The sequence below is a fragment of the Poseidonibacter lekithochrous genome (assembly GCF_013283835.1).
GTDB classification, from domain to species: Bacteria; Campylobacterota; Campylobacteria; order Campylobacterales; family Arcobacteraceae; genus Poseidonibacter; species Poseidonibacter lekithochrous.
Genome location: NZ_CP054052.1, coordinates 859,081 through 884,130, shown reverse-complemented (window position 1 = coordinate 884,130; position 25,050 = coordinate 859,081). Strand labels below are relative to the sequence as shown.

The 25,050-nt window shown below is 28.4% G+C and carries 18 protein-coding genes and 1 tRNA gene; 4 read left to right on the top strand and 15 right to left on the bottom strand.

The features are described 5' to 3' along the window. The 11 genes from ALEK_RS04325 to ALEK_RS04275 form a co-directional block, all read right to left on the bottom strand. On the bottom strand, window positions 1-1,080 hold the full coding sequence (locus ALEK_RS04325) for an efflux RND transporter periplasmic adaptor subunit (RefSeq protein WP_071627401.1): 1,080 nt from the start codon (window positions 1,078-1,080) through the stop codon (window positions 1-3). Between the two features lie 195 nt (window positions 1,081-1,275). Beyond that, the gene (locus ALEK_RS04320) at window positions 1,276-1,872 is read right to left on the bottom strand and encodes a TetR/AcrR family transcriptional regulator (protein ID WP_071627402.1); all 597 of its coding nucleotides are present in this window, start codon (window positions 1,870-1,872) and stop codon (window positions 1,276-1,278) included. Window positions 1,873-2,014: 142 nt separating this feature from the next. After that, the gene (locus ALEK_RS04315) at window positions 2,015-2,722 is read right to left on the bottom strand and encodes an SDR family NAD(P)-dependent oxidoreductase (RefSeq protein ID WP_071627403.1); all 708 of its coding nucleotides are present in this window, start codon (window positions 2,720-2,722) and stop codon (window positions 2,015-2,017) included. Window positions 2,723-2,946: 224 nt separating this feature from the next. Then, window positions 2,947-3,228, bottom strand: a complete 282-nt coding sequence (locus ALEK_RS04310; protein WP_071627404.1) for a hypothetical protein — start codon at window positions 3,226-3,228, stop codon at window positions 2,947-2,949. Window positions 3,229-3,339: 111 nt separating this feature from the next. Continuing rightward, window positions 3,340-4,497, bottom strand: coding sequence for a cytochrome-c peroxidase (locus ALEK_RS04305; protein WP_071627405.1), 1,158 nt, complete (start codon window positions 4,495-4,497; stop codon window positions 3,340-3,342). Further along, a complete protein-coding gene (locus tag ALEK_RS04300; protein ID WP_071627406.1) occupies window positions 4,494-5,402 on the bottom strand; it encodes a sterol desaturase family protein in 909 nt (302 codons plus the stop codon). Before ALEK_RS04300 ends, ALEK_RS04305 begins: the two co-directional genes overlap by 4 nt. A gap of 3 nt (window positions 5,403-5,405) precedes the next feature. Continuing rightward, window positions 5,406-6,350 carry an imelysin family protein gene (locus ALEK_RS04295; protein WP_071627407.1) on the bottom strand — a complete coding sequence of 315 codons (945 nt, stop codon included), beginning with the start codon at window positions 6,348-6,350 and terminating at the stop codon, window positions 5,406-5,408. Continuing rightward, window positions 6,350-7,750: a di-heme oxidoredictase family protein gene (locus tag ALEK_RS04290; RefSeq protein WP_071627408.1), complete on the bottom strand. Its 1,401-nt coding sequence runs from the start codon at window positions 7,748-7,750 to the stop codon at window positions 6,350-6,352. The genes ALEK_RS04295 and ALEK_RS04290 overlap by 1 nt, the downstream gene beginning before the upstream one ends. Beyond that, entirely contained in the window at window positions 7,719-9,059 is a 1,341-nt protein-coding gene (locus tag ALEK_RS04285) for an imelysin family protein (RefSeq protein ID WP_071627409.1), read from the bottom strand. The genes ALEK_RS04290 and ALEK_RS04285 overlap by 32 nt, the downstream gene beginning before the upstream one ends. A 197-nt stretch (window positions 9,060-9,256) precedes the next feature. After that, a complete protein-coding gene (locus ALEK_RS04280; protein WP_071627410.1) occupies window positions 9,257-11,317 on the bottom strand; it encodes a hypothetical protein in 2,061 nt (686 codons plus the stop codon). A gap of 92 nt (window positions 11,318-11,409) precedes the next feature. After that, complete coding sequence (locus ALEK_RS04275; RefSeq protein ID WP_071627411.1) at window positions 11,410-13,233, bottom strand: methyl-accepting chemotaxis protein; 1,824 nt, start codon at window positions 13,231-13,233, stop codon at window positions 11,410-11,412. Window positions 13,234-13,605: 372 nt separating this feature from the next. Here ALEK_RS04275 and ALEK_RS04270 point away from each other — a divergent pair, with 372 nt between their 5' ends. The 4 genes from ALEK_RS04270 (at window position 13,606) to ALEK_RS04255 (ending at window position 17,233) form a co-directional block, all read left to right on the top strand. Continuing rightward, entirely contained in the window at window positions 13,606-13,920 is a 315-nt protein-coding gene (locus ALEK_RS04270; protein ID WP_071627412.1) for a F0F1 ATP synthase subunit C, read from the top strand. A gap of 203 nt (window positions 13,921-14,123) precedes the next feature. Continuing rightward, a complete protein-coding gene (locus ALEK_RS04265; RefSeq protein WP_071627413.1) occupies window positions 14,124-16,250 on the top strand; it encodes a methyl-accepting chemotaxis protein in 2,127 nt (708 codons plus the stop codon). Between the two features lie 134 nt (window positions 16,251-16,384). Next, a tRNA-Leu gene (locus tag ALEK_RS04260) sits at window positions 16,385-16,468 on the top strand. A 237-nt stretch (window positions 16,469-16,705) separates the two neighbouring features. Further along, window positions 16,706-17,233 (top strand): PepSY domain-containing protein, encoded by a 528-nt coding sequence (locus tag ALEK_RS04255; RefSeq protein ID WP_071627414.1) that lies wholly within the window; start codon window positions 16,706-16,708, stop codon window positions 17,231-17,233. Between the two features lie 56 nt (window positions 17,234-17,289). Here ALEK_RS04255 and ALEK_RS04250 read toward each other — a convergent pair whose 3' ends face one another. The 4 genes from ALEK_RS04250 to ALEK_RS04235 form a co-directional block, all read right to left on the bottom strand. After that, window positions 17,290-18,765 carry a ShlB/FhaC/HecB family hemolysin secretion/activation protein gene (locus ALEK_RS04250; RefSeq protein ID WP_071627415.1) on the bottom strand — a complete coding sequence of 492 codons (1,476 nt, stop codon included), beginning with the start codon at window positions 18,763-18,765 and terminating at the stop codon, window positions 17,290-17,292. After that, a complete protein-coding gene (locus ALEK_RS04245) occupies window positions 18,765-20,348 on the bottom strand; it encodes a hypothetical protein (protein WP_071627416.1) in 1,584 nt (527 codons plus the stop codon). Before ALEK_RS04245 ends, ALEK_RS04250 begins: the two co-directional genes overlap by 1 nt. Window positions 20,349-20,426: 78 nt before the next feature. Next, the gene (locus ALEK_RS04240; RefSeq protein WP_071627417.1) at window positions 20,427-21,740 is read right to left on the bottom strand and encodes a hypothetical protein; all 1,314 of its coding nucleotides are present in this window, start codon (window positions 21,738-21,740) and stop codon (window positions 20,427-20,429) included. Window positions 21,741-21,790: 50 nt separating this feature from the next. Continuing rightward, a complete protein-coding gene (locus tag ALEK_RS04235) occupies window positions 21,791-24,994 on the bottom strand; it encodes a PAS domain-containing protein (protein ID WP_071627418.1) in 3,204 nt (1,067 codons plus the stop codon). Between the last annotated feature and the right edge of the window lie 56 nt (window positions 24,995-25,050).

Genomic DNA, 25,050 nt, shown 5'->3' with positions numbered 1-25,050 from the left:
CTAGTTACCTATTTTTTGATATTCTTTGATTTCATCATTTTCACTTAAGAATCTAACACCTGAAGTTACAATTTTTGAAGATTTACTTAGACCTTCTTTTATTTCAATTGAGTTCTTTTCTAATCTTCCTGTAGTAACTTTTTGTTTATGAACTCTATTTTGTTCATTTATAGTCCAAACAAAAGAGTCTTTTGAAGAATCTGAGAATAATGCATTTAAAGGAATAAATATAGGTTCAGTTTGTTTATCTTTTCTAACAACTTCTACATTTGCAGTCATACCGGGTAAGATATTTAGATTTTCAAAAGATTTAATTTTTAGTGTAACTTCAAATGTTCGACTAACCTCTTCTGCTGTAGTTGAAATATCAATAAATTTAGCAGGAATTTTCTTTTTCATTTTTCCAACACTTACAAAAAAATCAACAGCTTTTGCAGCTGATTCTTCAGTGATTTTTTCTTTTACAGATAAGATATCACTCTCTGGTGCAAAAAACTTTACTTTATAAGCTGAATTATCTTGTAATCTTATAATTCCTTGTTTTTCAGAAATTCTCTCGTAATCTTTTACAAGTTTTTTAGCCATAACACCATCAAACTCTGCAATTAATTTTGTTTCTTCCAATCTTTTTTTAGCAATATTTAAATTTGATCTATTTACATCTAAAGTTTGTTTTACTTGTTCAAAATCTCTTTTTGCAATTGATCTACTCTCATAAAGTTTTTTATATCTTTTAAAATCTAATTTAGCTTGATTATAATTTGCTAGGCTTGAGTTATAGTTTGCTTTATAAATAGTGTCATCAAGTTTGGCAACAACTGAACCTTTTTTTACAAAATCACCTTCATTAAAATAAAACTTAGTAATTTTTCCAGAAACTTCAAATGCCATTGATGAGTCTTGCAGTGAATAGATTAAAGCAGGATACTTACTGCTTTCATTGTAAGCATTAGTATTTTTTAAATCAAAAGTTTTTACAACCTTAGTTTTCTCTTCTATTTTTGTTTCTTTTTTCTCTTCATTTACACAACCTGCAAATAAAAGTATTACACTAAAAAGTGAAATAAATCTCAAGTTCATATTTTTCCTTCTCTATTTTCAACTAACCGTTCGGTTAGTTTTTATTGAAATATTAATATAAAATTAATTTATTGTCAAGTAGTACAAAATAAAAAGCTGATAAAATTTGATATATTAATTAAAATTTATGGGGAAAATATAGAGAAAAGCTGGAGATAATTCCAACTTTAAAAGTTGGAATTTAAATAAAAAAACTTATTTACAAATAGCGTCTAATATAATATTTGAAACAAAATCACTAATAAAATCCAAACTTTTATCTGCATCTTTTTTAAGTTCATCTTTTGTTCCAACACTTAAATCACTCATTTGTATAGAATAAAAAGTAAATATAGTTCCTACAATTAAACAGTGGAAAGCATAAAGAGTTAATTCTTTATAACTATCTTTTATATCTAATTTATCTAAAGCCATTTGAAGATATTTTAGGTCTTCTTCAAAAAGCGGAGTAACTGTATCATCGATATCAGCCCCTAAGTTTGCTATTTCTCTTAAAGCAAGAGCAGCAGTATGTGGCATATCTTTTATACACTCAACTTGTATTTGGATATAAGCTTTAAAAAACTCTTTTCCTTCAAGATTCTGAGTAAAAAGCAATCTTGTTTTTTCATTTATTGCTTCAACTACACTTTTTATAACTTCTATATATAATGTTTTTTTGTCTTTGTAATGGTAATATACTGTTGCTTTATTAATATCTATTTTTTTAACTAGATTATTCATACTAACTGCATCATATCCATACTTGGAAAATTCAACAGAAGCAACATCTAAAATTTTATCTTTTGTCATTTTTAAACCTTATACTAAACATTCGGTTAGTTTTATCGTATATTATTATAAATATTAATACTTGTCAAGAAATATGTTTATATAAAGATAATTATGAGTTTAGAGCTAATAAGAAAAGACTCAACCAAAAGGTTGATTCTTTTTATCTTGGGTAAGAGCAGTTATTTATATCTATACAAGTACCATTAATATACTCAGGACATTCAGTTGCTAACCACACCATAGCTTTTGCTACTTCTTCTGGTTCTGCAAATCTTCCTGTTGCTACTGTTTTTTTGAATTCAGCTTTTCTCGCTTCTGAGTTATGCACTTGCATTTCTGTTTCAGTTGGACTTGGAGCTACACAATTTACTGTAATTCCATGAGCACCTAATAATTTTCCATAAATCTTAGTTGCATTAATAAGTCCTGCTTTTGCAATACCATACCAAACATCAGGATGTCCAATTTGTCCAGCAATTGAAGCTGTATTAACAATTCTTCCATATCCTCTTTTTTTCATACCAACACTAAATAGATTCATTAACTCAACAGGAGTATGTAAATCTACATTTAGAATATCTTCTTTAGCTTCTTTTGGATAATTATCATAAGTATATTTTGGTTGCATATACCCAGCATTATTAATTAATACATCAATTTCACCAATTTGTTCTACAAGACTTGGTAAATCATCTACGTTTGATAAATCATACTCTATTTCAGTTACTTGAGGTAAACCACCTAAAGGGAAGTCTTTAAAGTCTCTTGCAACTACTACAATGTCGTGACCTAATTCAATCATAGCTCTTGAAACAGCTAGACCAATTCCTTTATTTCCACCTGTAATAAGTACTTTTCTTTTTGACATAACATTCTCCATAGTTTTATATGAGTAAAGTATATAAATGATTAGATTAGTTTTTAATTAAAAAGTATCCCAATCGTCTTCTTCTGGATCTTCAGGATCTGGTCTGAGTTTAAATTTTAGTTTGGTACATGATATTTTTTGAATAGGCTTTTTCATTAATAGCTCCTCTTATATTATGAAAAGCATTTTATTAGAAAAAAGTATTTAAAAGGTATTAAAAAGAGTTAGCCTCGAATCATTCTCATGATTCTTCTTCTCTCTTGAGTTTTACATTTTGTTAGGTCTTGTTTACTTCTTGAGTTTTTGAAGCAAGATAAGGTTTTTGATAATACATTTACACGTTTATAAAGTCTATCTATTCTAGCTACTTCTAAACGAGATTCATAATTTTTAATAAGATTGATTTTTTCATTTTCTAGCTTTTGAAATTTCTTCTTATAGAATTCACTTGTAGAGTCTTTTGCAAACAGTGATAAAGCTAATATAATTATTAATGTTATTTTCAATGTTATATTCCTTATTAAATTAGATTCTATCAAAAATATTGTAAATAAAATCTAAATTTAATAAGAAAAGGATAAATAATAAATTATTTGTACTATTTATCCTCAAAAATATTATTTTTCTAAAAGATGTTCATATCTTTTGTCAGTTAATAGTTTCATAAAGGCAACTAATGACTCTACTTTTCTATCATTTTGTTTTTTTGCTTTTAATTCTTCAAGAGAAATAGTATCTTTTACTTCAGGATCAGCCCACACTTTACCAGTTTCAGGGTTAATAGTTCTAGTTTTATTATTATATTTATCATAGAATTCAACTACAGTTTTTAACTCTTTAAATACTCCATTATGCATATAAGGAGCAGTAACAGCTACATTTCTAAGTGTTGGAACTTTGTATTTTCCCATCTGCTTTTCATCAGTAACAGCTGGGTTATTTAATAAACCTTTATCAATAGCAGTAACACCATTTTTAGCTCTTAAAGAAGTATTTACAGGAACACCAATATTATGGAATTCATAATTACTAAATGTCTCCCCTGCTTTATCTTCACCTTTTAATACGTGACAAGTTGCACAAGAGTTATTCGCTTGTGAGAAGAATAAAGAACGACCTAAATCTTCTAAAGGTGTTAAATCATATTCACCTCTTAAGAATCTATCATATTTAGAATCAAAAGGAGAGAATTCAGAAGTCATCTCAAACTTTTCAATAGCATCTGCCATTGCAGAATATGCTTCACTTGAAGAATTGAAAATATTTTCCCCATAAATCTTTTTGAATGATTCAACATAAAAAGTATTTTCTAAAAGTCTATCAACAGTATCTTTTTTACTTGGCATTCCCATTTCAATTGGATTTGTTGGAGGTCCACCTGCTTGTCCTGCTAAAGTAGATTCTCTACCATCCCAGAATTGTCCACCAATGTACTTTTTCTTTTTCTCATCATAATGGAACTCTGGAGCAAATTTTGCATAAGCAGCAGTTGGAGCAGTTCTATCTCCTAATGACTTACCATCATCTCCTAAAGATACAGCAGCACCTACACCATTCTTTCTATCATCTACAAATCCAGCATCTGGATTATGACAAGTTGAACAAGCTTGTGTTCTATTTTTTGATAAATTCTTATCAAAATACAACACCTTCCCTAACTCTTCTTTTGCTTTTAGGTCAGCTTGAAGTTTTGCTTTTGATACTTCTGCTGAGTTTGAACACGCAGTAAATAATAAAGCACAAGAAGCTAGTCCTAGTATTTTTAAATATTTCATAAAATCTTTCCTCCTACAAATAGATTTTTAAAAGGCGTAACTAATAAAGCCCAAATTGATGTGTAATCTTTCATTTGATTTTTTCTAAGACCAAACTTCATTATTTTTACTTCATGTGATAGTTTTAATGAACCAAAAATCCTATCCCAAATAGCTAAACTACCACCAAAATTTTTATTAAAGTACTTTGTACTATGATGAATTTGGTGTTGTTTAGGTGAAATAAAAATCTTCTCAAAGAACTTTGGATAAGCAAAAGCTACATGAGAATGTCTAAGGTTTGAGCCAAAAATAGAAAAAATAAATATGAAAATATTTACACCAAGTATCGAATATATATCAATCATCGCACCAAAAAAGTATATAAACACCCCAGTTACAAAACCAATACTAAGTGAATATCTAAATCCAAATAATAAATTTTCAACAGGATGAACCCTATAAAATGTAATAGGTGTTAATACCTTTGCGCTATGATGAATCTTGTGAAACTCCCACAAAAATGGAATCATATGTAAAAACCTATGAAGCCAATATCGTGTGAAATCACTCACAACAAAAAGCGCGATGCTATATAAAAATATAACCTCACCATAAGATAAAGCAGAATTTTCATAATAATCAAACTGTAAATACAGCTGTTTATTTACAAAAAGCGCGATTACTTTTGCACTAATTACAATAGGGAATAACATAAATACTTTTATAAAATATCCAATAAAAAAGTAATAATAATCAAGTTTAGCACTTGGATGTAACCAAAGCTTTGATGATAGGTTTATTCTTAATTGTTTTCTATTAAAATAAAAATATATACATGCTAATAATATTGAAGATAAAATATAACCCCAAAACACTCTTTTGTTTGGGTTTATAAAATACTCTAGTGCAAAAAAATCACTCAAGACTTAGTCACCATCTGCATCTAAGATTTTTGCTGTTACAGATAACTCTTCAACTAAAGATAAATAGTATGCATTATGAATTGCTTTTGCTGATGTAAATAAAGGTTTTCCATTTGAGAAATCATCATTTTTTAATTTAGTAATTTCTTCAAATGTTTTGGCAATTGCATCTTGTGCTTCTTTTGTTTGAGAAGTAGCTCCTGCTTCTTTTGACATAGAAGCAAAGTTATAATACTTTTGATCTCCCATTACTTCATTATGCGCTTCTAAAATTGCTTTAATTGCATTAAAAGAGTTCTTACTTAAGAAGTACTCTGCTCTTTTGTTTTTAGGATCATTTTTATATTTTGTCGAATACCCAGAAGCATCACCAATTCTCCACTCTTTAAGTCTATAAGAGCTTGCAATTAATGTATTAATAATCATTGCATTTTCCCATTTTTCACTTTGGTCTGGAGATTTGATATAAGCTTCATAAATTTCTTTGATATCTTCAAGGTTTGAAATCATAGAATTTAAAATCTCAACTGCTAAAAGCTTTTCTCTAGGAGTTACTACATCATCATTAAATAATACATACTCTAAAGCATTAATAGTTCTAAATGAGTTTTTAAATAGTGCAACTCTTGGAGCATCTTTTGAATCAATTGCTCTTTGCATTTGAACATTAAGATTCTCTTTTAAATTATGAAATACATCAATATATCTTGGAGTATCAATATAATCTTCATTAATATCACCTGCAAAATATAAAGCCTCAACTCTTTTCCAAGACTCTAATAGTTTTGTAAAGTTTTTAGCATTAATATCTTTTTGTAATACCTTTGCATTGTTAATAGTTTTATTAACATCAGGAATTGAAACATTATTCAATACTGAGATTAATGTATTTGGGGCTGCAAACATTGTACTTGCAGCTAAAATTGCTGATAAAACGATTTTTTTCATTATAACCTCTCTAAAAATTTAATTAATTTTTCTCTTTTTTCTTTTGCTAAAGTCATGTATGCATTTTTTGCACCACTTGCTTCACCGCCATGCCAAAGAATTGCTTCTTGGAAATCTCGAGCTCTACCATCATGTAAAAGTCTTGGTTTTTTACCAGTTATTTTCTCATGAAGTGCTAATCCCCATAAAGGTGCAGTTCTCCACTCATTTTTATTAGCTTTAAACTCGCTTCTTCCATCACTTAAATCATTACCCATATCATGAAGTAATAAATCAGTATAAGGGGCGATATTTAACCCACTTTTTGTTTTAAAGTTAGTTATATGACACTTTGAACAAGAAACTTCTTCAAAGATTTCTAAACCTTCTTTAAAAGATTTTGTCTCTTTTGGTTTATAAGCTTTTAAATTTCTAATATAATAAGCCATAGCACCAAGTCTTAAATCTGTAATATCATTTTTATCTCTAGGTTTTGGAGCTTCATTACATAACTTTTGAGAGTCTGTACAATTCTCAATTTGAATCAGTGAAGAAGTAAGTCCCATATCATTATGTGCTGCACCTGCTGATTGTTCTAAAATAGTTGCAGAACTAGCTTTCCAAGTATATTTACCTAACTCAATTCTCTTAGTTAAAGGTGAATAAACCATATTTGCTTTTCCAGAGATACCATCGTTATTTTTATCATTAATATCTTGGTTTACTAAGATATCTTCATTTGAAATATCTTCTAATAAACCTAATCCATGTAAAGATGGAGCCATTCTAAATGTATATGAAGTGTTCTTATCAAACTCCCCATAATTATTCTCAATTAGAGTGTATTTTGGTTTTAAAATTGTATCTTTCTCTCCATCTGGAAATACTACAGATACTTCTTCAAACTCTACTTTTGGCTTAGCTTCAAAAGGAACACCATGAACACCATTAATTGAGATTTGGGCACCATAAGTTGGTTCAGGAACAAAACCCATTTTCTCTTTTTTTGTTTCATGTAGCAAAGATCCATTTGAAGGGATAGATAATCTAACCACTAAAGATCTAGCTGTATTGCCTTTTGAATTAAATAAAATTCCTCGTCCATTTCCTGGATGACAGCTAACACATGTATTTGCATTAAATAATGGTCCTAAACCATCTCTAGCTGTAGTTGCACTAGGTGCTTCAACCCAAGGAATAGTAAAAAAACTTCTTCCTAAAATAAACTGATCATACTCTTCGTCATTTAGCTTTTTTATTGGCTTTAATAGTAAAGACTTATTATTATCATTAGAGAAATATTTGCCCTCACTATTAACGGCAAAAAGCCCTGTAGCAAAAATTGCTACAAGGCTTTTGGCGAAAATGATTTTTCCTAAAGAGTTAAAATTAAAGTTTAGTCTCTTCTGGATCAGTAACATCGTCAGTACTTAAATCAATTCCATTTGCTTTCGCAACATTAACCATTTCATCACCTAGTTTTCTCATCTCATTCTTAAGTTTTACAATAACTTTAGCTTGAGGATTTCCTGGTTGAATTTGGTAATCGAAGTGTTCTTTTGTTTTAGCCATTTCGTCAACATTGTTGATTTTAGCTTCAATAGAACCCATTAATGCCATGATGTTTGCTTTTGTTTTTGCATCAACTGCATCTAACATAGAAGCTCCATACTTTTTACCCATGTAAGTAGAAGTAAGAACATTTTTGAATCCTAAGTAGTTATTTAAGATATCTCTATGTGTATTATCAGAGAAACAAGAATGCTCATCTTCTTCTGATGGAGTTAAAACTGCAACTGCAATTCTTTCATTTGCTAATTCAGATTTGATGAATACACCAAGACCAGCAAGAATTTGTTTTAATGCTTCTTTTGATTCAATGTTTTTAGATGCATCAGCACCAGTTAAAGTACCTTGGATTGCAGCTTGGTATAAACCATTCTTTTCCCAAGCAGAGTTAACTAATTCTAAATCTTTAACAACTTTTTCTGATGCCGCTTTTAAGTATGCAAGTCTTCTTTTTGCATCTTTTGCAGTAGTGAAATCAGCTAAAGTTCTTTGACCAGCAGTTAAAGCACCGTTAGTAATTGAATCTTTTGTGAAGTTAGAGTAATCTTGATCTTGTCCCCATAATAAGAACTCAATTGCATGGTATCCAGTAGAAACGTTTGCATCTCCACCATTTTCATTTAATTCAGTTAAAGCATCAACAGTAATTTTTTTAACATTTACTGATTTTGATTCTTCTCCACCTGGGTTAAATGAACCCTTAGTGTCAATAATGTTACCAGAAGTTTTAGATCCATTTGCATCAATAGTATAATCAATCATGTTCTCATCTAAAGGCCAAGCGTTTAATTGTCCTTCTAAAGCACCATAAGTATCAGCAACCCAACCTTCTTCAGCATCAATAGGACCGTTAGCTAATCTGAATGCTTCAGTTTGACCGTAAGATTCTCTTGAAATTAACCAAGCTTTTTTAGCCGCTGCAAAAGTTTGCTCATTTGGAGTAGATGCTAATGCATCAATTCTAAATCTTAATACGATTGCATCTTTAAGTGCATCTGAATAATTTGCTTGTGCAATATTCGCGTATGAACCTAAGATTGTTTGTGATTTAACACTTTCCATTTTTGACATGTTGTCATTATTTGAAGCAGTACAACCAGTAAGTGCGATTGCTGCTACAACAGATAGTGAAGCTGCTAAAATTTTTGTTCTTTTTAACATTATGTTCCTTTTTTAATTTTAATATTAATTATCATTATGGTATTAAAGCTAATTTAACTTTAACAGTGACTTAAAGTGACAATCATTATCAATTATTTTTGATATTTATTATTAATTTGTTTTTTTAACATAAGAAAAAGATGATTTTTGAAGAAGTAGGAAGTGTGAATATAAGACTAAAGCCGAAGCTTTTAGTCTTAAAATAGAGACTTGAAGTTATTTAGAAGGTCTTTTGCACCTTCATCGCCTAATTTATCTTTTAGCTTATCTCCAAGTTTTTTATTTATTTTGTCATTTATTTTATTCTTGAATAAATCTTTTGTATTTAGTTTGATTTTTGGACTTTTTGTATTTCCTTTAATATCAAAATCTAAATTTAGTTTTCTAATTTGTGCTTTTACATTAGCATCTACAAAAGTTTTTTCTAAATCAAGAATAGATTTCGTTACATCAATTTGAGTATTTTTACTTTTCATTTTTACTATTGTTTTTAAAACTAAGTTATTAATATCACTATTAATATCAACCGTATCATAAATTTCACGTGTTAGGTTGAACTTAGCAAATTGATTAATTAAAGATGAGAAATCATTTTGTAAAAAATGTCCTTGAATAAGGTTTCCTGTTAATTTACCTTTTTTTGATAAAAGATTGTAATCAAGTTTTAGTTTTGATGTTGAATCAAATACTTCAGGATAATACATCATATGTGTTAATTGTTTTACTTGAACACCATTTACATTAGCATTAAAATTATCATCTTTTAATATAAAGTCTAAAGCTCCACCTAATAACTTAGAATTACCTCTAACTAAAAGAGAATTAGCTGAAGATTTAATATCTCCATTTAAGTCCATTTTACCTCTCATTTTTGTTTGTGTAACATCATATAATTTTGAAAGGTCACTTACCTTTACTAAATAATCACTATTTAAAGTGGCAGTTTTAATATCAAATACTGCTTTATTTACATCAATACTTGCTAATGATGAAAGAATATTTGCTTTTGAAATTGCTTGTGTTTTAGCAAGTGTTGTATTGATATCACCTTTAAATGTAATAGTTTTTTTTAGTTTTTGTTTGAATTCTTTATTTACTACTGAGTTTATAACTTTACCATTAGTGATTGTTGTTGTAATTAAACCATCAAGATTAGATACATCTGCACTTTTAATATTTGCATCAATATTTATTTTTCCTGTTGCCATTTTTGGTTGGTTTATAAGATATAATAGTTTCTCAATTTTTGCATCTGAGATATTAGCTTTTATATATTCAGCTTTTCCATTTGCAAGTTTGATACTATATTTACTTAAACTATCAAAAATATCTGTTTTACCATCTGCTTTTATAATTCCTTTGTTTATTACCACATCACCTGATGTAGAAAGAGAACCATTTAATTTTGTACCAATAATTGATTCTAATTTACTCAAGTTTGGCACCTTTAATAAGTAATCAGAAGTGATTTTTCCACTTGGAAGTTCAACAATACTTTTTACTGTATTAAGTGTTGCAAGAGAAGAGATAAAATCAGTTTTTGAAGTAATTAAATTTTTTGATAAAACTGCATTTGTGTTTGACTTAAAAGTAATTGGAACATTTATATTTTGATTAAACTGCTTATTTGCAATTTCGTTAATTACTTTTCCGTTTTTTACACTTGATGTAATTGTTCCATCTAATTGTCCAACTTTTGCATTTTTGATTTTAGCAACTATACTTAAATCACCTTTTGCAAATTTAGCTTGATCTACTGTATATAATAGTTCATCAATTTTTACATTGTTCATTGTAAAGTCTATATTTGATGGTTCAAAATTTTCTAAATTTACATTATATTTAGCTTCACCCTTTGCAATAGATGCAATACCAGCAACAACAGCTAATGAAGCATCACCTTTGAAAGTACCAGAAGTTGAAAAAGAACCATTTAGTTTTTGTTTGATTAGTGCTTGTAGTTTTGATAAGTCTTTGATATTAATATCATATTTTAAATCAGCTTTTTTAGCAAGTAATTGTAAATCTCCTGAGATATTGATAATTGAGTTATCACTAATTACAGCATCAAAATTGATAGTATTAAATGTCAGTGTAAAATCATTTACTTTTAGTTTTACATCTTTTTGTTGTTCATTAACTGTATCTTCTATATATGAAGCGACTATATTGTTTCCAGGCTTTGTGAATAAAATCCCATAAACAGACCCTAAAACAAATAAAATGAAAAGTGTTAATCCTAGAAAAATCTTATTCATGTGAAATCCTTTATTTATAACTTGTTTTATTATAACAAAATAAATAAATTATTTCACTTGAATAAATAAACTACATTTCTAAAAAAATGTAGTTATTTTTGTTCTTTTTGGCTTGCATCTTCCACAATTTTTTGTGCGATTGTACTAGCTTCTTGAGCGATTATATTCGTATCTGCTGCGATACTTGCATTGTGTTGTGTTGCTTCATCAATATGATTAATAGAATCATTTATTTGTTCTATTTTTTCTCTTTGAATATTACTATCTCTTGCAACTGAATCAATAAGTTTTGTAGTATCACTAATATTTTCATTTAATACTTCATAACCTTTAATCATTTCATGGGCAATACTTTTTCCCATTTGTGTTTGAGATGTTGCAATTTCAACTAAATCTTTAATCTCTTTTGCAGCTTCTGCACTTCTTGCCGCTAGGTTTCTAACTTCTCCTGCTACAACTGCAAATCCTTTTCCTGCTTCTCCTGCTGTTGCAGATTCAACTGCTGCATTTAATGAAAGGATATTTGTTTGGAATGCAATTTGGTCAATTACAGTAATTGCTTCATTAATTGCTTCTACTTTTTGGTTTATTTCATCCATAGAAATTGCAGTCTTTGAAGCTAATTCTTGACCTTGTTTTGAAGATTTTGTTACTTCATTTGCAAGTTGTGACATTTGTTTACTACTTTGTGTAGTGTTTTGGATATTTTGAGTTACTTCACTTAAAGCATCTGATGTTTCATTTAATGATTTAGCTTGATCTTTTGATGAGTGTGCTAATTCTTGAACATTTTGAGAGAAAACTAAAGATGAATCATATAAAGCTTTACCATTTTTAAGATTTTGAGTGCTTAATCTTGTAAGTGTTTCTCCTAAGAAATCTACTTGTTCAAATAGTTTTTTAACTTCCCCAGTTGTTGAACCTTTTGAATCTATTCTTTTAGAGTATTCATCACTAGAATAACAATCTAAAACTGTAAGAGTTCTATCAATATTGTAACTAAGAGATGAAAGAAGATTATTTACAATAGAAGTTAGGTTATTAATCTCTGGATTATTTGATGTAGCATTAATTTTCACATGAAGATTACCTTTTGAGGCTTCCTCACATACTATTGCACTCTCTTTAATAGCTTCTGCATCTTTTTCTAAACCTTTTGTTGTTCTTGCTATATTTTCATTTAAACTTACAACAATTTCTCCAATTTCATCCATACTATGAACTTTGAAAGGTTTTATATAGTCTTTTTCATGGGCTAAGAAAGAGAAAAATATTTCTAATTCATCTTTTAGATTTTTTAAAGGAGATGTTGTTCTTTTAACAACTAACCAAACCACTAAAATTGTAAATACAATGAATGCTAATGATGTCATTAATATTTCACTAATTGTTTCGCTAATTGTGGCATCTGCTTCATCAAGTGAGAAAGTTACATCAATAACTCCAATAACATCACCTTCTTGTTGATTAGCATGACACAATAAACACTCTTGCGTTGCAATCATAGGTTTTAAAACTCTTAAATAATGAGAGTCATTTTTGAAGATTTCTTGAACTTGTTCTTCTTTTGTTTCAAAAGTTTCTAAAGTTTCTTTATCATTTGTATAGGCTGAACCAGGTGAATACATCTCTATTGTTTTCTCACTTTTTGCAACAATAAGACTTGTAAGACCTTTGATTTCAGCACGGCTTTCTTCTTCAGCTTCTTTAATAACAGCTGGATCACCTGTATTCATTGCATTTCGCAATGTAATAAAAATAGAGTTCGTTAACATCTCTAATGACTCTTTTGCACTATTTTTAGCCAAAGTATTCATTTGATGGGTGGTTATATAATTTGTCACGACATTACCAATTGTTAAAATAATCACAATTGGTAAAATGATTTTTGTTGAAACTCTAAATTTACTGAACATACTTTTCCTTTTCACATAAGCTGGTTATTTTATCAAATTAATATTAATTCTATGGGCTTTTAATATATTATTTTATGAATATACTTTTTGATATTTTTAAAAAATAACAAAATTGTTTTTTATCTTTTTACTAAGTTATAATAGTGTTACAAATAATGTATTTTATTTTTTATAGTAAAAAGTTTATGGAAATATAAATACCAATTCTATTATTTTTTCATAAGTTATAATTAATTTTCTTTAAGATAAAATACACGCGAACAAAGTGACAAGTAGGGAAATAATTGCATTTATGTAGTTATTGCTAATTCTTATGAATTGGTTACGCTATCCGAACGGACTTTGAACATAATATATTATAAGGAATCATGAATGAAAAAAATCGTTCTATTAATGCTAGCTATCGCTGGTGCTGCTTTCGCTGCTGATGGTGCAGTTGCAAATGAAACATTAAAAGCTTACTCTGTAGTTGCTGCAGGTATTGGTCTTGGTCTTGCTGCACTTGGTGGTGCTATCGGTATGGGTAACACTGCTGCTGCAACTATTGCTGGTACTGCTAGAAACCCAGGTTTAGGTGGAAAATTAATGACAACTATGTTCATTGCTTTAGCGATGATCGAAGCACAAGTTATTTATGCACTTGTTGTTGCTATGATTGCATTATATGCAAACCCATTCCTAGGGTAATCTATAAGCTACGACTTATAAATTATAAAAAAGGTCAAGAGTTTTTCTCTTGGCCTTTTTTTTTGCCTTATTTTCTCTAACAATAATTTCAACTCTCACTTAATTATATTCATATCTCATATTTATTTTAATAATATCAATTTACACCAAAATGCCACTTTTAAGTGCTAAAATAATGTTAAAGTGTCAAAAAAAGGACTAATATGAAAGTAAATAGTATAAAAACAAAACTTCTAATATTAATATTAATAAGTATAGTCGTATCATTTTCTATACTTGGATTCTATAATGCTCAGAATAACTACACAGCACAATATAATCTAATAAAACATCAAGAATCTGATTTAGCAAAAGAGACTTCAAAATTTATTAATAGTTACTTACAATCAAAAATTGATATTGCTGAGGCAATTAGAGATGTAATGCCTACAGATGATAGTTTTGATATTCACAACGAAGATATAGTAAAAAAATTACAGCTTGGAACTAATGCGGGTAACTTTGCTTTATTCTTTATTGGGGTAGAAAAAAATGGTAACTTCTTAGGTTCTAATGGACAAAAAAGAACACCACAAACTACAGATTATGATTCGAGAAAAAGAGATTGGTATAAACAAGCTCTAAGAGAAGGTAAAGGCGGAGTTACTGCTCCTTATGTGGATTTTGATACTAAAAAACTTGTAGTATCAATCTTTGCTCCACTAGTTAAAGATGGTAAAACAATCGGGGTTGTTGGTTCTGATATTTTTATTGATACTATTGTTGATACAATTTTAAAAGTAAATCTAGAAGGAAAAGGTCTTGCATATTTAATAGACGGAAATGACAAGATAATTATTCATAAAGATGAAAAACTATACAACAAAAAAGATTTACTTTTTGCTCAAATTAAATCTACAAATAAAGACTCATTTGGAGAAGCAAGTGAAAATAGTGTTAAAAAACTAGTAGCATATAGCACTATTGATACTACTGGTTGGAAACTTGTACTTGAACTTGATAAAGATGAAATATATGAAGAGATTGATAAAAATGTAATTCAAGAGATTCTTTTATATGCAGTTTTACTAATAATTATCTTATCAATAATTTTCTATGCTCTTCTAAAAATATTAGCTCCAATTAAAGAATTAGAAAATGGTCTAATCTTTTTCTTTAGATATTTAAAAGGTGAAGAATCACATATTAATAAACTAAATATCAAAACAAATGATGAGTTTGGAAATATGGCAAGTATGGTTGATAAAGAAATGGAAGTAATATCTTCTGGACTTGAACAAGACAGAGAATTAATCAATAATGTAAAAGATGTAGTTTCTCACGTACAAGCTGGAAAGCTTGATATAAAAGTGCAGAACTCAACTTCTAATAAAGCATTAGAGGAATTAAAAGATATTCTAAATGATATGATTGAAACTATTAATGAAAATGTTAATAGTGATATTAATCCTATTTTAGCTCAATTAGAAGAGTATTCTAAACTAAACTTTGTGAATAATATTGAAAATCCAGATGGAAATATATCTAGAGGTTTAAATAATCTATGTGACATAATCAATAAAATGTTACAAGAAAATAAAGCGAATGGATTAGCATTAGATGATAGTTCGAAAATACTATTAACAAATGTTGATATATTAAATAAATCATCAAATGAAACAGCTGTATCACTAGAAGAAACAGCAGCAGCACTTGAAGAGATAACATCAACAGTAATCAATAATACAAGTAGAATATCTGAGATGTCAGATCATTCAAATGAATTATCTCAGTCAATCAAAAAAGGTCAGCAATTAGCTAACTCAACAGTAGTATCTATGGATGAAATAAATGAGCAAACTCAAGCTATTGCTGATGCAATTACTGTTATTGATCAAATTGCATTCCAAACAAATATCTTATCACTAAACGCAGCAGTAGAAGCAGCAACAGCAGGAGAAGCAGGTAAAGGCTTCGCAGTAGTTGCACAAGAGGTTCGTAATCTAGCAGCTAGAAGTGCAGAAGCTGCAAAAGAGATAAAAGACTTAGTAGAAAATGCTACACAAAAAACAGATAATGGAAAACAAATAGCAGACCATATGATTATGGGATATAAAAAACTAAATGAAAACATATCTAAAACAACAGATGCTATTTCTGATATTTCAGAAGCTTCGGCTGAACAAAGAACAAGTATTGAACAAATCAATGATGTAATTAATAGACTTGACCAACAGACACAAAGTAATGCTTCTGTTGCAAATGAAACACATCAAATTGCCGAAAATACATCTGAATTAGCTCAAAAAATACTACATACAGTAAACGAAAAAAACTTCAGAGAAAAATAATCATAGATTAAAGGGTAAAACCTTTGCTCTTATGACAACATTTATATAATTTATGGGTTATTTTTAAGTCTAAAAGTAGTATTATTTCATCTGATTTTTTATTAAATACTCTTAAAAATCAACTTACTTAATGTGCAGATATGGTGGAACGGTAGACACGCGGGCTTGAGGGGCTCGTGCTTAATCGCGTGAGGGTTCAAATCCCTCTATCTGCACCACAATAACTTACAAAACAAAATTCTTATCATTTTTAACTCATTATCATAAACTTTTTACTTCTATATATTCAATTAATTTTAATAGAAATACTATTTATATTCTAAAAGTTAATCTCTTTAAATTAATTTAAACCATTAAGAATATTAATAACTATTATTACTATTAATATAATTTAAGTATTCTTAAGATAAAATCCTTCGATATTTTAATAGTATAAAATTACATAGGAGAGAGAATTGAACTGGAAAAAAGTTAATACAAAGATACACTACTGGGGGTCAGCAGTTATTATTATTCCTTTACTTATTGTTTTAGGAAGTGGTTTATTACTACAAGTAAAAAAAGAGTTTGCCTGGATACAGCCAAAAACTATGAAAACTAAATACAGAGATTTAACTTTAACATTTGACAAAATATTAGAAGTTTCAAAGACTGTAGAAGAGGCTAAAATTAATTCATGGAAAGATGTGAAACTTTTAGATGTAAGACCGGGAAAAGGTATTACAAAAGTTAGAGCAAAAAACAATTGGGAAATTCAAATACATAATGAATCAGCAGAAGTACTTGCTGTAAACTTTAGAAGGTCTGATATTATCGAATCAATACATGATGGGTCATGGTTCCATGATGCAGCTAAGCTTTGGATATTCTTACCATCTGCAATAATTTTATTACTTCTTTCATTAACTGGGTTTTATCTTTTCCTTAAGTTATTACCATCAAAAATGAAAAAAAGAAAACATAAACTTTCAAATAAAGACTAATAACATCACTAAATTCATACATAATATTTATTAATTTATGTATGAGTTTAACTAATTTACCAACTATATTGTAACTTAACATAAGAAGATGGATTTATATCTTCGTTATTGTAATCATCAGTTAAAGGTTTAGCTACCCATGCTTCTACATAGAAGTTATTTTTAATATAGATTTTTGTTCCAAAACCAACACTATATGCTTCTTGTTTTTTCTGCCTTGATGTATTATTTGTATTTTGATTATCATTAAAGACCATACCATAGTCTGTGAAAATATATGGAGTTAATCTTTGTATTTCTGATACTAAATTATCGTAAGAATGAGCTATTTCAAAACTTCCTATGTATCCACTTTCACCTACAAAATATCCTGGTTTATAACCTCTAAGAAAATTTTCACTACCTAGAAAAAATAATTCTGATCCAACAACATCTTTACTCCCAACTTGGGCATATCCCTCAGCTCTAAATTCAGTTTTATTATTTATTCCAAGAGGAGTAATATACCCTCCTCCAATTCTTAGATGATTAAAAGATTTTTTTTCATTACTATTATAATGTTCTAGATTTTTGCCATGGGACAAAGTTGCACCCAATGAAATACTACTTCCATCATTAGTATGATATAGATCAAAATATGAAAGTCTAAATACATTAAGTTTTACATCTCCTAATGTATCAGTTTGTTCATCAGTATATTCATACTGTCCAATTAAAAAGCTTTCTTGATTATGAGATACGATTATTGGTTGAGCAAAAGAGATTGTTCCATAGCTACCATCATAATCATTTTGAGTTGTACCAGTAAGTGGCGAATATAAATTAGTTTTTGATTGATTATCTCCATAAGTTACTTCCCAATAACCACCATTAAACTCTAATTCATCTTGATAAGAAATAGAAAAGCCTGTTTGACTTGATAAGCTATCACCTTTTACTTTAGAGCCTTGGAATCGTATAGCATCACCTGATGTGATTGTAGAATAGAAGTTTTGACTTAATGTAACTCTAGTTCTATTTCCTAATCTTGTTGGGATATTATCTATTGAAATACTTCCATTTTGTTTGATTTCACTTCCCGATGCAATTACAGTATATGTACCATCTTTATCATCTCTTTGAAATGAAAAGGTAGATGAAACTCCAGGAATAGAATTAATTAAAGTAAGAACTTTATCAACTCTTTTAATAGTTAGTTCACCCTCTTTTAATCTTGAGATATATTTATTAACCATCTCTTTATTTGGACTAGAAATTCCAGTGATTTTTATTTTTGAAATAGAACCTAAATCAATATAAATATCATTCTTATAATATTCTACCCTAGTTAAAAAGTAACCATCTTTTTCTAAACTACTTTGTATATTATATGAATACTCTTCTATATTATCAAATGAAGAAATATCAATTTTATCTAAGTGTTGTTTTGAAATACCATGAACAATAAAATTCTCTTGCGCAAAAAGTTGACTTGAAATAACTATTCCTAATACACTCTTAGCTACTAATGATTTTAAAATATTTTTTTTCATTACTTACTCACTGAAATTAAACAATTATTGTTTATTGATATATTGTTTGATATATGTGTAAATGTACTATTACGGAAATGCATCGTTTCTGCATGACCTACAGTTACCTCTTTTTTATCATTTGACTTCATATTTCTATATCCTAATCCTGAAACTTTACATCTCCATACTTTATTATCATGATCTATTAATATTGCATGATGATTTTGTTTTACATTATTACCAGGAACAGTTGATATAAGGTGTTTATTAATATTACTAGCGTCAATTTTATTTGTATTCTTATAATGTAAATTTGCAATTTGCAAGGAAACAGTTTGTTTTGTCTTTGCTTTTTTTACAGAAACACTCTTTTTATTTGAAATAATATTTTTATGTTTAGAGTTGTAATTAAGTGCAACTTGTTTGTGAGAATTCTTCACAATTATTTTTGAATACTTAGTTCCCGTTCCTTTTACATGAGATACAAGAATTGGAATTTTTTGTATTATTTTTGCTGGCACTAATATAGGTTTTGGACTTGGAGTCTTTCCTGGTACTAGTGTTGGTGTTTTTCCTGGTACTAATATGGGTTTTAGACTTGGAGTCTTTCCAGGTACTAGTGTTGGTGTTTTTCCTGGTACTAATACGGGTTTGGGACTTGGAGTCTTTCCAGGTACTAGTGTTGGTGTTTTCCCAGGTACTAATACGGGTTTTAGACTTGGAGTCTTCCCAGGTACTAGTGTTGGTGTTTTTCCTGGTACTAATACGGGTTTGGGACTTGGAGTCTTCCCAGGTACTAGTGTTGGTGTTTTTCCTGGCACTAATACGGGTTTTGGACTTGGAGTCTTTCCTGGCACTAATGTTGGTGTTTTTCCTGGTACTAATACGGGTTTTAGACTTGGAGTCTTCCCAGGTACTAGTGTTGGTGTTTTGCCAGGTACTAATACAGGTTTTAGACTTGGCGTCTTTCCAGGTACTAGTGTTGGTGTTTTTCCTGGCACTAATACGGGTTTTAGACTTGGAGTCTTCCCAGGTACTAGTGTTGGTGTTTTTCCTAGCACTAATACGGGTTTTAGACTTGGAGTCTTCCCAGGTACTAGTGTTGGTGTTTTGCCAGGTACCAATACTGGCTTCTGAGTTGGAATTATATTCGGTACTAAGGTAGGTGTTTTTCCAGGCACTAACATTGGTTTTGGTTTTGGTATATTTATAATAGGAGTAGGAAGGACAGCCATTGGCTTATTAATTCCATGCCAAGAACCAGCAAAATAATAAGTAGTACCAGGATCACGCTTTAATTCAGATACTACACCTGAAACCCCAAAGGTATCAACTTGATAACTTGCCCAATGAAACCCACGAAAACTTTTGACAGTATAATAATATTGTCTATTTGAAGATTCTATTACTAAGTTTCCATTTATATAGTTTCCATTTTCCCAATGTGCTACTAGTTCTCCACTATCTATACTTCCTTGAATTAGCTCGCGAGCACATATTTCAATATGTGCAGTATCGCATCTAGGTTTAGCGGAAGCATTAATACTTAAAAGCAACATTACAAAAAGAAACGTTTCCATTTTAAATTTTAAATTTTTCATAATTCATTCTAACAAACTCAATCTAAAAGAAAGGTAGATTTATATTAAATTATATTTAAATAATATAACTAAATACTTTTATTTTTTTAACTCATTATAATATTCTTGAAATTCTTCATATTGTTTTATAGCATTTACATAATACTCTTTTGATTTGTCATCAAGTGATTTATCATGATATTCTTCAAATCTAGATATTACCTCATCTAGTACTTTATTCATATCTAACTCTATTGATAAACCATACTCTTTTAGTTTTTCATTTATATAGTTTTTTAAAGGAAGCAAGAAATTATTAATATCTTGAATATCTTCCATTTGTTTTACAGTATCAAATAATGCTCTATTAAAATCATCATCTTTAGTAGCACTTGTTGTATATAATAATGCAGAGATTCTACTATTGTGTCTAATACTAGTTTCACTCATCAAATTACCATTTGAATCTTTTTGAGAGATTAGCTGACTTATTTTTTGCATCTGTTCATAACTTAGAGAATCCATCTCTATATTTGATAATTCTCTATCTTCTAGAATCTCTCTAAAAAGTTCTTTTTCTGCTTTACTTAGATTATCCACATCAAGCATTTCTAAAAGCTGTTCAAACTCTTTTTTCTCTCTAATATCAGCATCTTTTTCTATATCTTTATATAATTGAACTACTTCATTATTATAAATAGGATTAGGTTTTGTATTTCTTGTATATTGTTCCAGTTCAGAAGTATTTTTTATTTTGATTGCATTATATTGCATATCTATTTGAGTATAGATACTTATTAATCGTTCATAATCTTTTTTTACTACTTCATCACTAGTACTATTAAGACCTTCTTTTAGTTCAGATAGACGAGATTTCAAGAATTCTTGCATATCTTGCCCTATGTATGTTTTATATCTTACTCCTGCATCATAAGCATTAGAACTTAATCTATTTTCAAAAGCAATTTTATCTTCATTATCTACTATACTTGAAAACTCATTTATAAAACTAAACCCTTCTTCTTGTGGTAAGTTTAGATTCTTTAGTACATTGAATACTGCTTTATTATAGTTTTCATCATCACTTATACTAGGAGTTGCTAAATAAGGAGCCATTTTCAAGTCTTCAAATATAACAAAAGTATCAGGAATAAAATTTCCATTCATATCACTTCTATTTAACATTTGAGTAAACTTACTTATTTGTTCATAACTTAGTTTATCAAACTCTTCTTGTGTAACTTTTCTATCTAATACAATAGATTGAAATAAAGTTTTATCTTCATTGGATAAACCATCTATTTGTAAGGTATCTATCAAATCATCAAACATTGAGCCACTAATTGGATCTTTTACTGCATCTATTCGTAATCTACCAAACTCTTCTTTTGTGGCTATTCTTGAAACTTGCATTATTTATCCTAAAGTATATTTAATAATTTATTATATCATTATATTTACTTTTATAAAGGCAATGAGATTGTGAATTCTGCACCTTTATACTCTTCACTTTCATAAGAGTATTCTACATTTTCAACTTCTATTTTTCCATCTAGATGTTTAGTTACTATCTCTTCACTCATATATAGCCCTATTCCTGTACCTTGTTGTTGATGTTTTGTTGAGAAATATGGCTCAAATACTTTATCAATAATATCAAGAGGGATACCAGAAGCATTATCTTTTATTTTTATAATTAGATCTTCTTTTTCTTCATATACATTTATAAAAATGAGTCTTTTATCTTCTCTTTTTTCTAATAGTGCATCTCTTGCATTATTAAGTATATTTATTAATACTTGAAGAAGTTCATTTTCTAAAGCAAGTACTTGTGTATCACTTATATCTTTTATAATCAGAATATCATGATTTGTAAACTGCGCTGATACAATCTTCAATGTTTTATCAAATACATCATTAATTAAAAACTCTGTTTTATCTTTATTGTGTTGAAAGAACTTTCTAAAATCATCAATAGTTTGAGATAAAAATTGTGTAGTATTATTAATATTATCCATAGCTTCATAAAACTCATCACTAGATAATACATCTAATTCTTTTTTTAGTTTCATACCAGTTGAAAGAGTAGAGATTAGACTTAGAGGTTGTCGCCATTGATGGGCAATATTCCCTAACATTTCTCCCATTGATGCCATTTTAGATTGTTGGGATAATACATAGTTTTTCTTTTTTAGTTCACTTATATCTTGTGCAATTGCATATATAGAGTTACTCTCTTTAGAAGCAACCCCCGACCAAGCTAGTGATATTGTTTTTCCATTTTTATGAACAAACCTATTTTCAAAGTTATAAATATTTTTACCTTGAACCATCTCATCTAAAGTATTATGAGAAATCTCAACATCAGTTTTATATATATAATCAAAAAGATTTTTACCCATTAACTCATCTGGTTCATAACCTAGTATTTCATGAGAAGCTGGATTTATTTTGATAATATTCCCATCAAAATCAGTTATTAATAAAATATTCAAAGACAAGCTAAAAAAGCTTTTCCAGTTTGATTCAATAAGAGTATTTCTTGTTGTATCATACAATGTTCCCGCTACTCTTAGAAGTTTGCCATTTTCATCATAAAAACACTTTCCTGTTTCTTTAATATATTTTATTTTTCCATTATTTAGAAGTAATCTATATTTCATTTCATGGTCTGTTTTATTTTTGATAACTTCATCAAAATTATCTAAAACATCTTGTTTATCAGAAGGATGTATAAAGTTTATATACTCTTTGTAAGATAATTCTTTCTCTTCTATCTCCAAAATAGAATAAACCTCACTAGATAAAAATATAGTGCCCTCTTCTTTGTTAAGTTCCCAACTACCTATATGATATTGCTTTTGAGCAAAGTCTAAATTTTCTTTTGTTTTTTCTAATAAGTTTATTGTTTTATCAAGAGTCTTTTTTGCTACAAACTCCTCTGTAACATCTTGGATAATAGCAAAAATCGCAACTTTTCCATCATATCTTGTAGGAGTTGAGAATACTTTAACATTTACTATTTCACCTGATTTTAGTTTGTGTTTTGCTAGGTTTTCTCCAAAGCCATTATCTATCACAGAATTTATAATTTTTGAAACAGCTATTTTCCCTTTGATATTTATATCTGAGGCATTTTTCTTTTTGAATTCTAAGTGAGTATATCCATAGAACTCTTCTGCAGATTTATTAGAGTTTAGGATATTTAAAGTCTCAGGATCCATTACTAATAACATTGATCTATTATTATAAAAAAGCTCGCTAAACTGTTTTTCTTTTTTTAGCATAAGGTCATGGTAATATTTTTCTTTTGTTATATCCCTATGAGAACCAACCATTCTAACAGCTTTTCCAGATTCGTTAAAAAATACTTTTCCCTTATCATCAATCCAAACCCAACTATTATCTTTATGTTTTAGTCTATATATTGCAGAATAGAACTCTGATTTCCCAGATATATTAAATTCTATTTCTTTATCAACTAAAGCTTTATCATCTGGATGTATTTTTTCATACCATTTCTCATAATGACTTTCAAACTCATCATCTGTATATCCCAACATTGATTTTAGACTAGTAGAGTAATAAACCTCATTACTGATAAGATTCCAATCCCAAACACCATCTTGTGTAGCTTCCATTAAATATCTATATTGTTCTTCTTTTTTTTCTAGTTCTTTTTGGTATTTTTTATTGATTTTATTTTCTAATATCTCTTTTTCTAAAAGCAAATTCTCTTTCATAAATTTTGATATTTTTCTATATAAATAACTAAGAAGTACAAAAAATAGCATTAGAGTAAAAGAGTTAAGTATTATTACTTTTTTAAAGTGTTCTTGATACTCTACTTCTAAAAATGCTTGCTTATTTTTGATTATATTTTCAAGTCTATTTAGAGGAATTCCAGTAGATACAACCCAATTTAATTTAGGATAGAGTTTAGAATAAGATACTTTTTCACTAACTGTATCACTATTTAACTCTTTGAAAAAGTATTTAGAGAATAACTCTCCTTTATCATTAATTCCGTTTAATTCATCAAGATATGGTCTATTTCCAAAAATATCATAATCTAAGGTAGATAGTTTTTTACCTTCTGTATCTTTTAGATTTGCATGAAGAACTCTAATAGCATAATCTTTACCACCTTTATAATCTAGGATTTCATTAATCCACATATATCTTTTATTTTTTTTATCTACAAAATAAAATATTTTTCTTATTTTATTTAAAAGTTCATTTTTAATTGTTTTATTTTTTATATATAAAGTGAACTTATTATCATTTATATTCAGTTCTTTAAATACAAATGGTTTAGACTCTAATACACCTTTTTTTAGAAGGATGTCTTTATTATATATATTTAGCAAAGTATCAATACTATTTCCACTTTTGTTTAATTCAAGAAGTTTTTTTATATGAGTATTTAAAATATTTTCTTTATTCTCAATAATATCATTGAACATTACATCCATAAATAAAATACTTTTTTTTACATTCTTTTCCATACTCTCTTTATAAGCTTTGATAGTAAGGTTTTCAAGATTTTTGATATTTGTTTTATAGGATTTGCCATGTGAGTTTATTTCAAAATAAGTTGTTAAAAACATAATTCCACTTGAAACAAATAAGATAGAGATAATGAGATATTTTATTTTATTTTTCATTTTAATATACCTTCGCTATGTATATTATACAAAAATAATCTATTCTAATATATAAA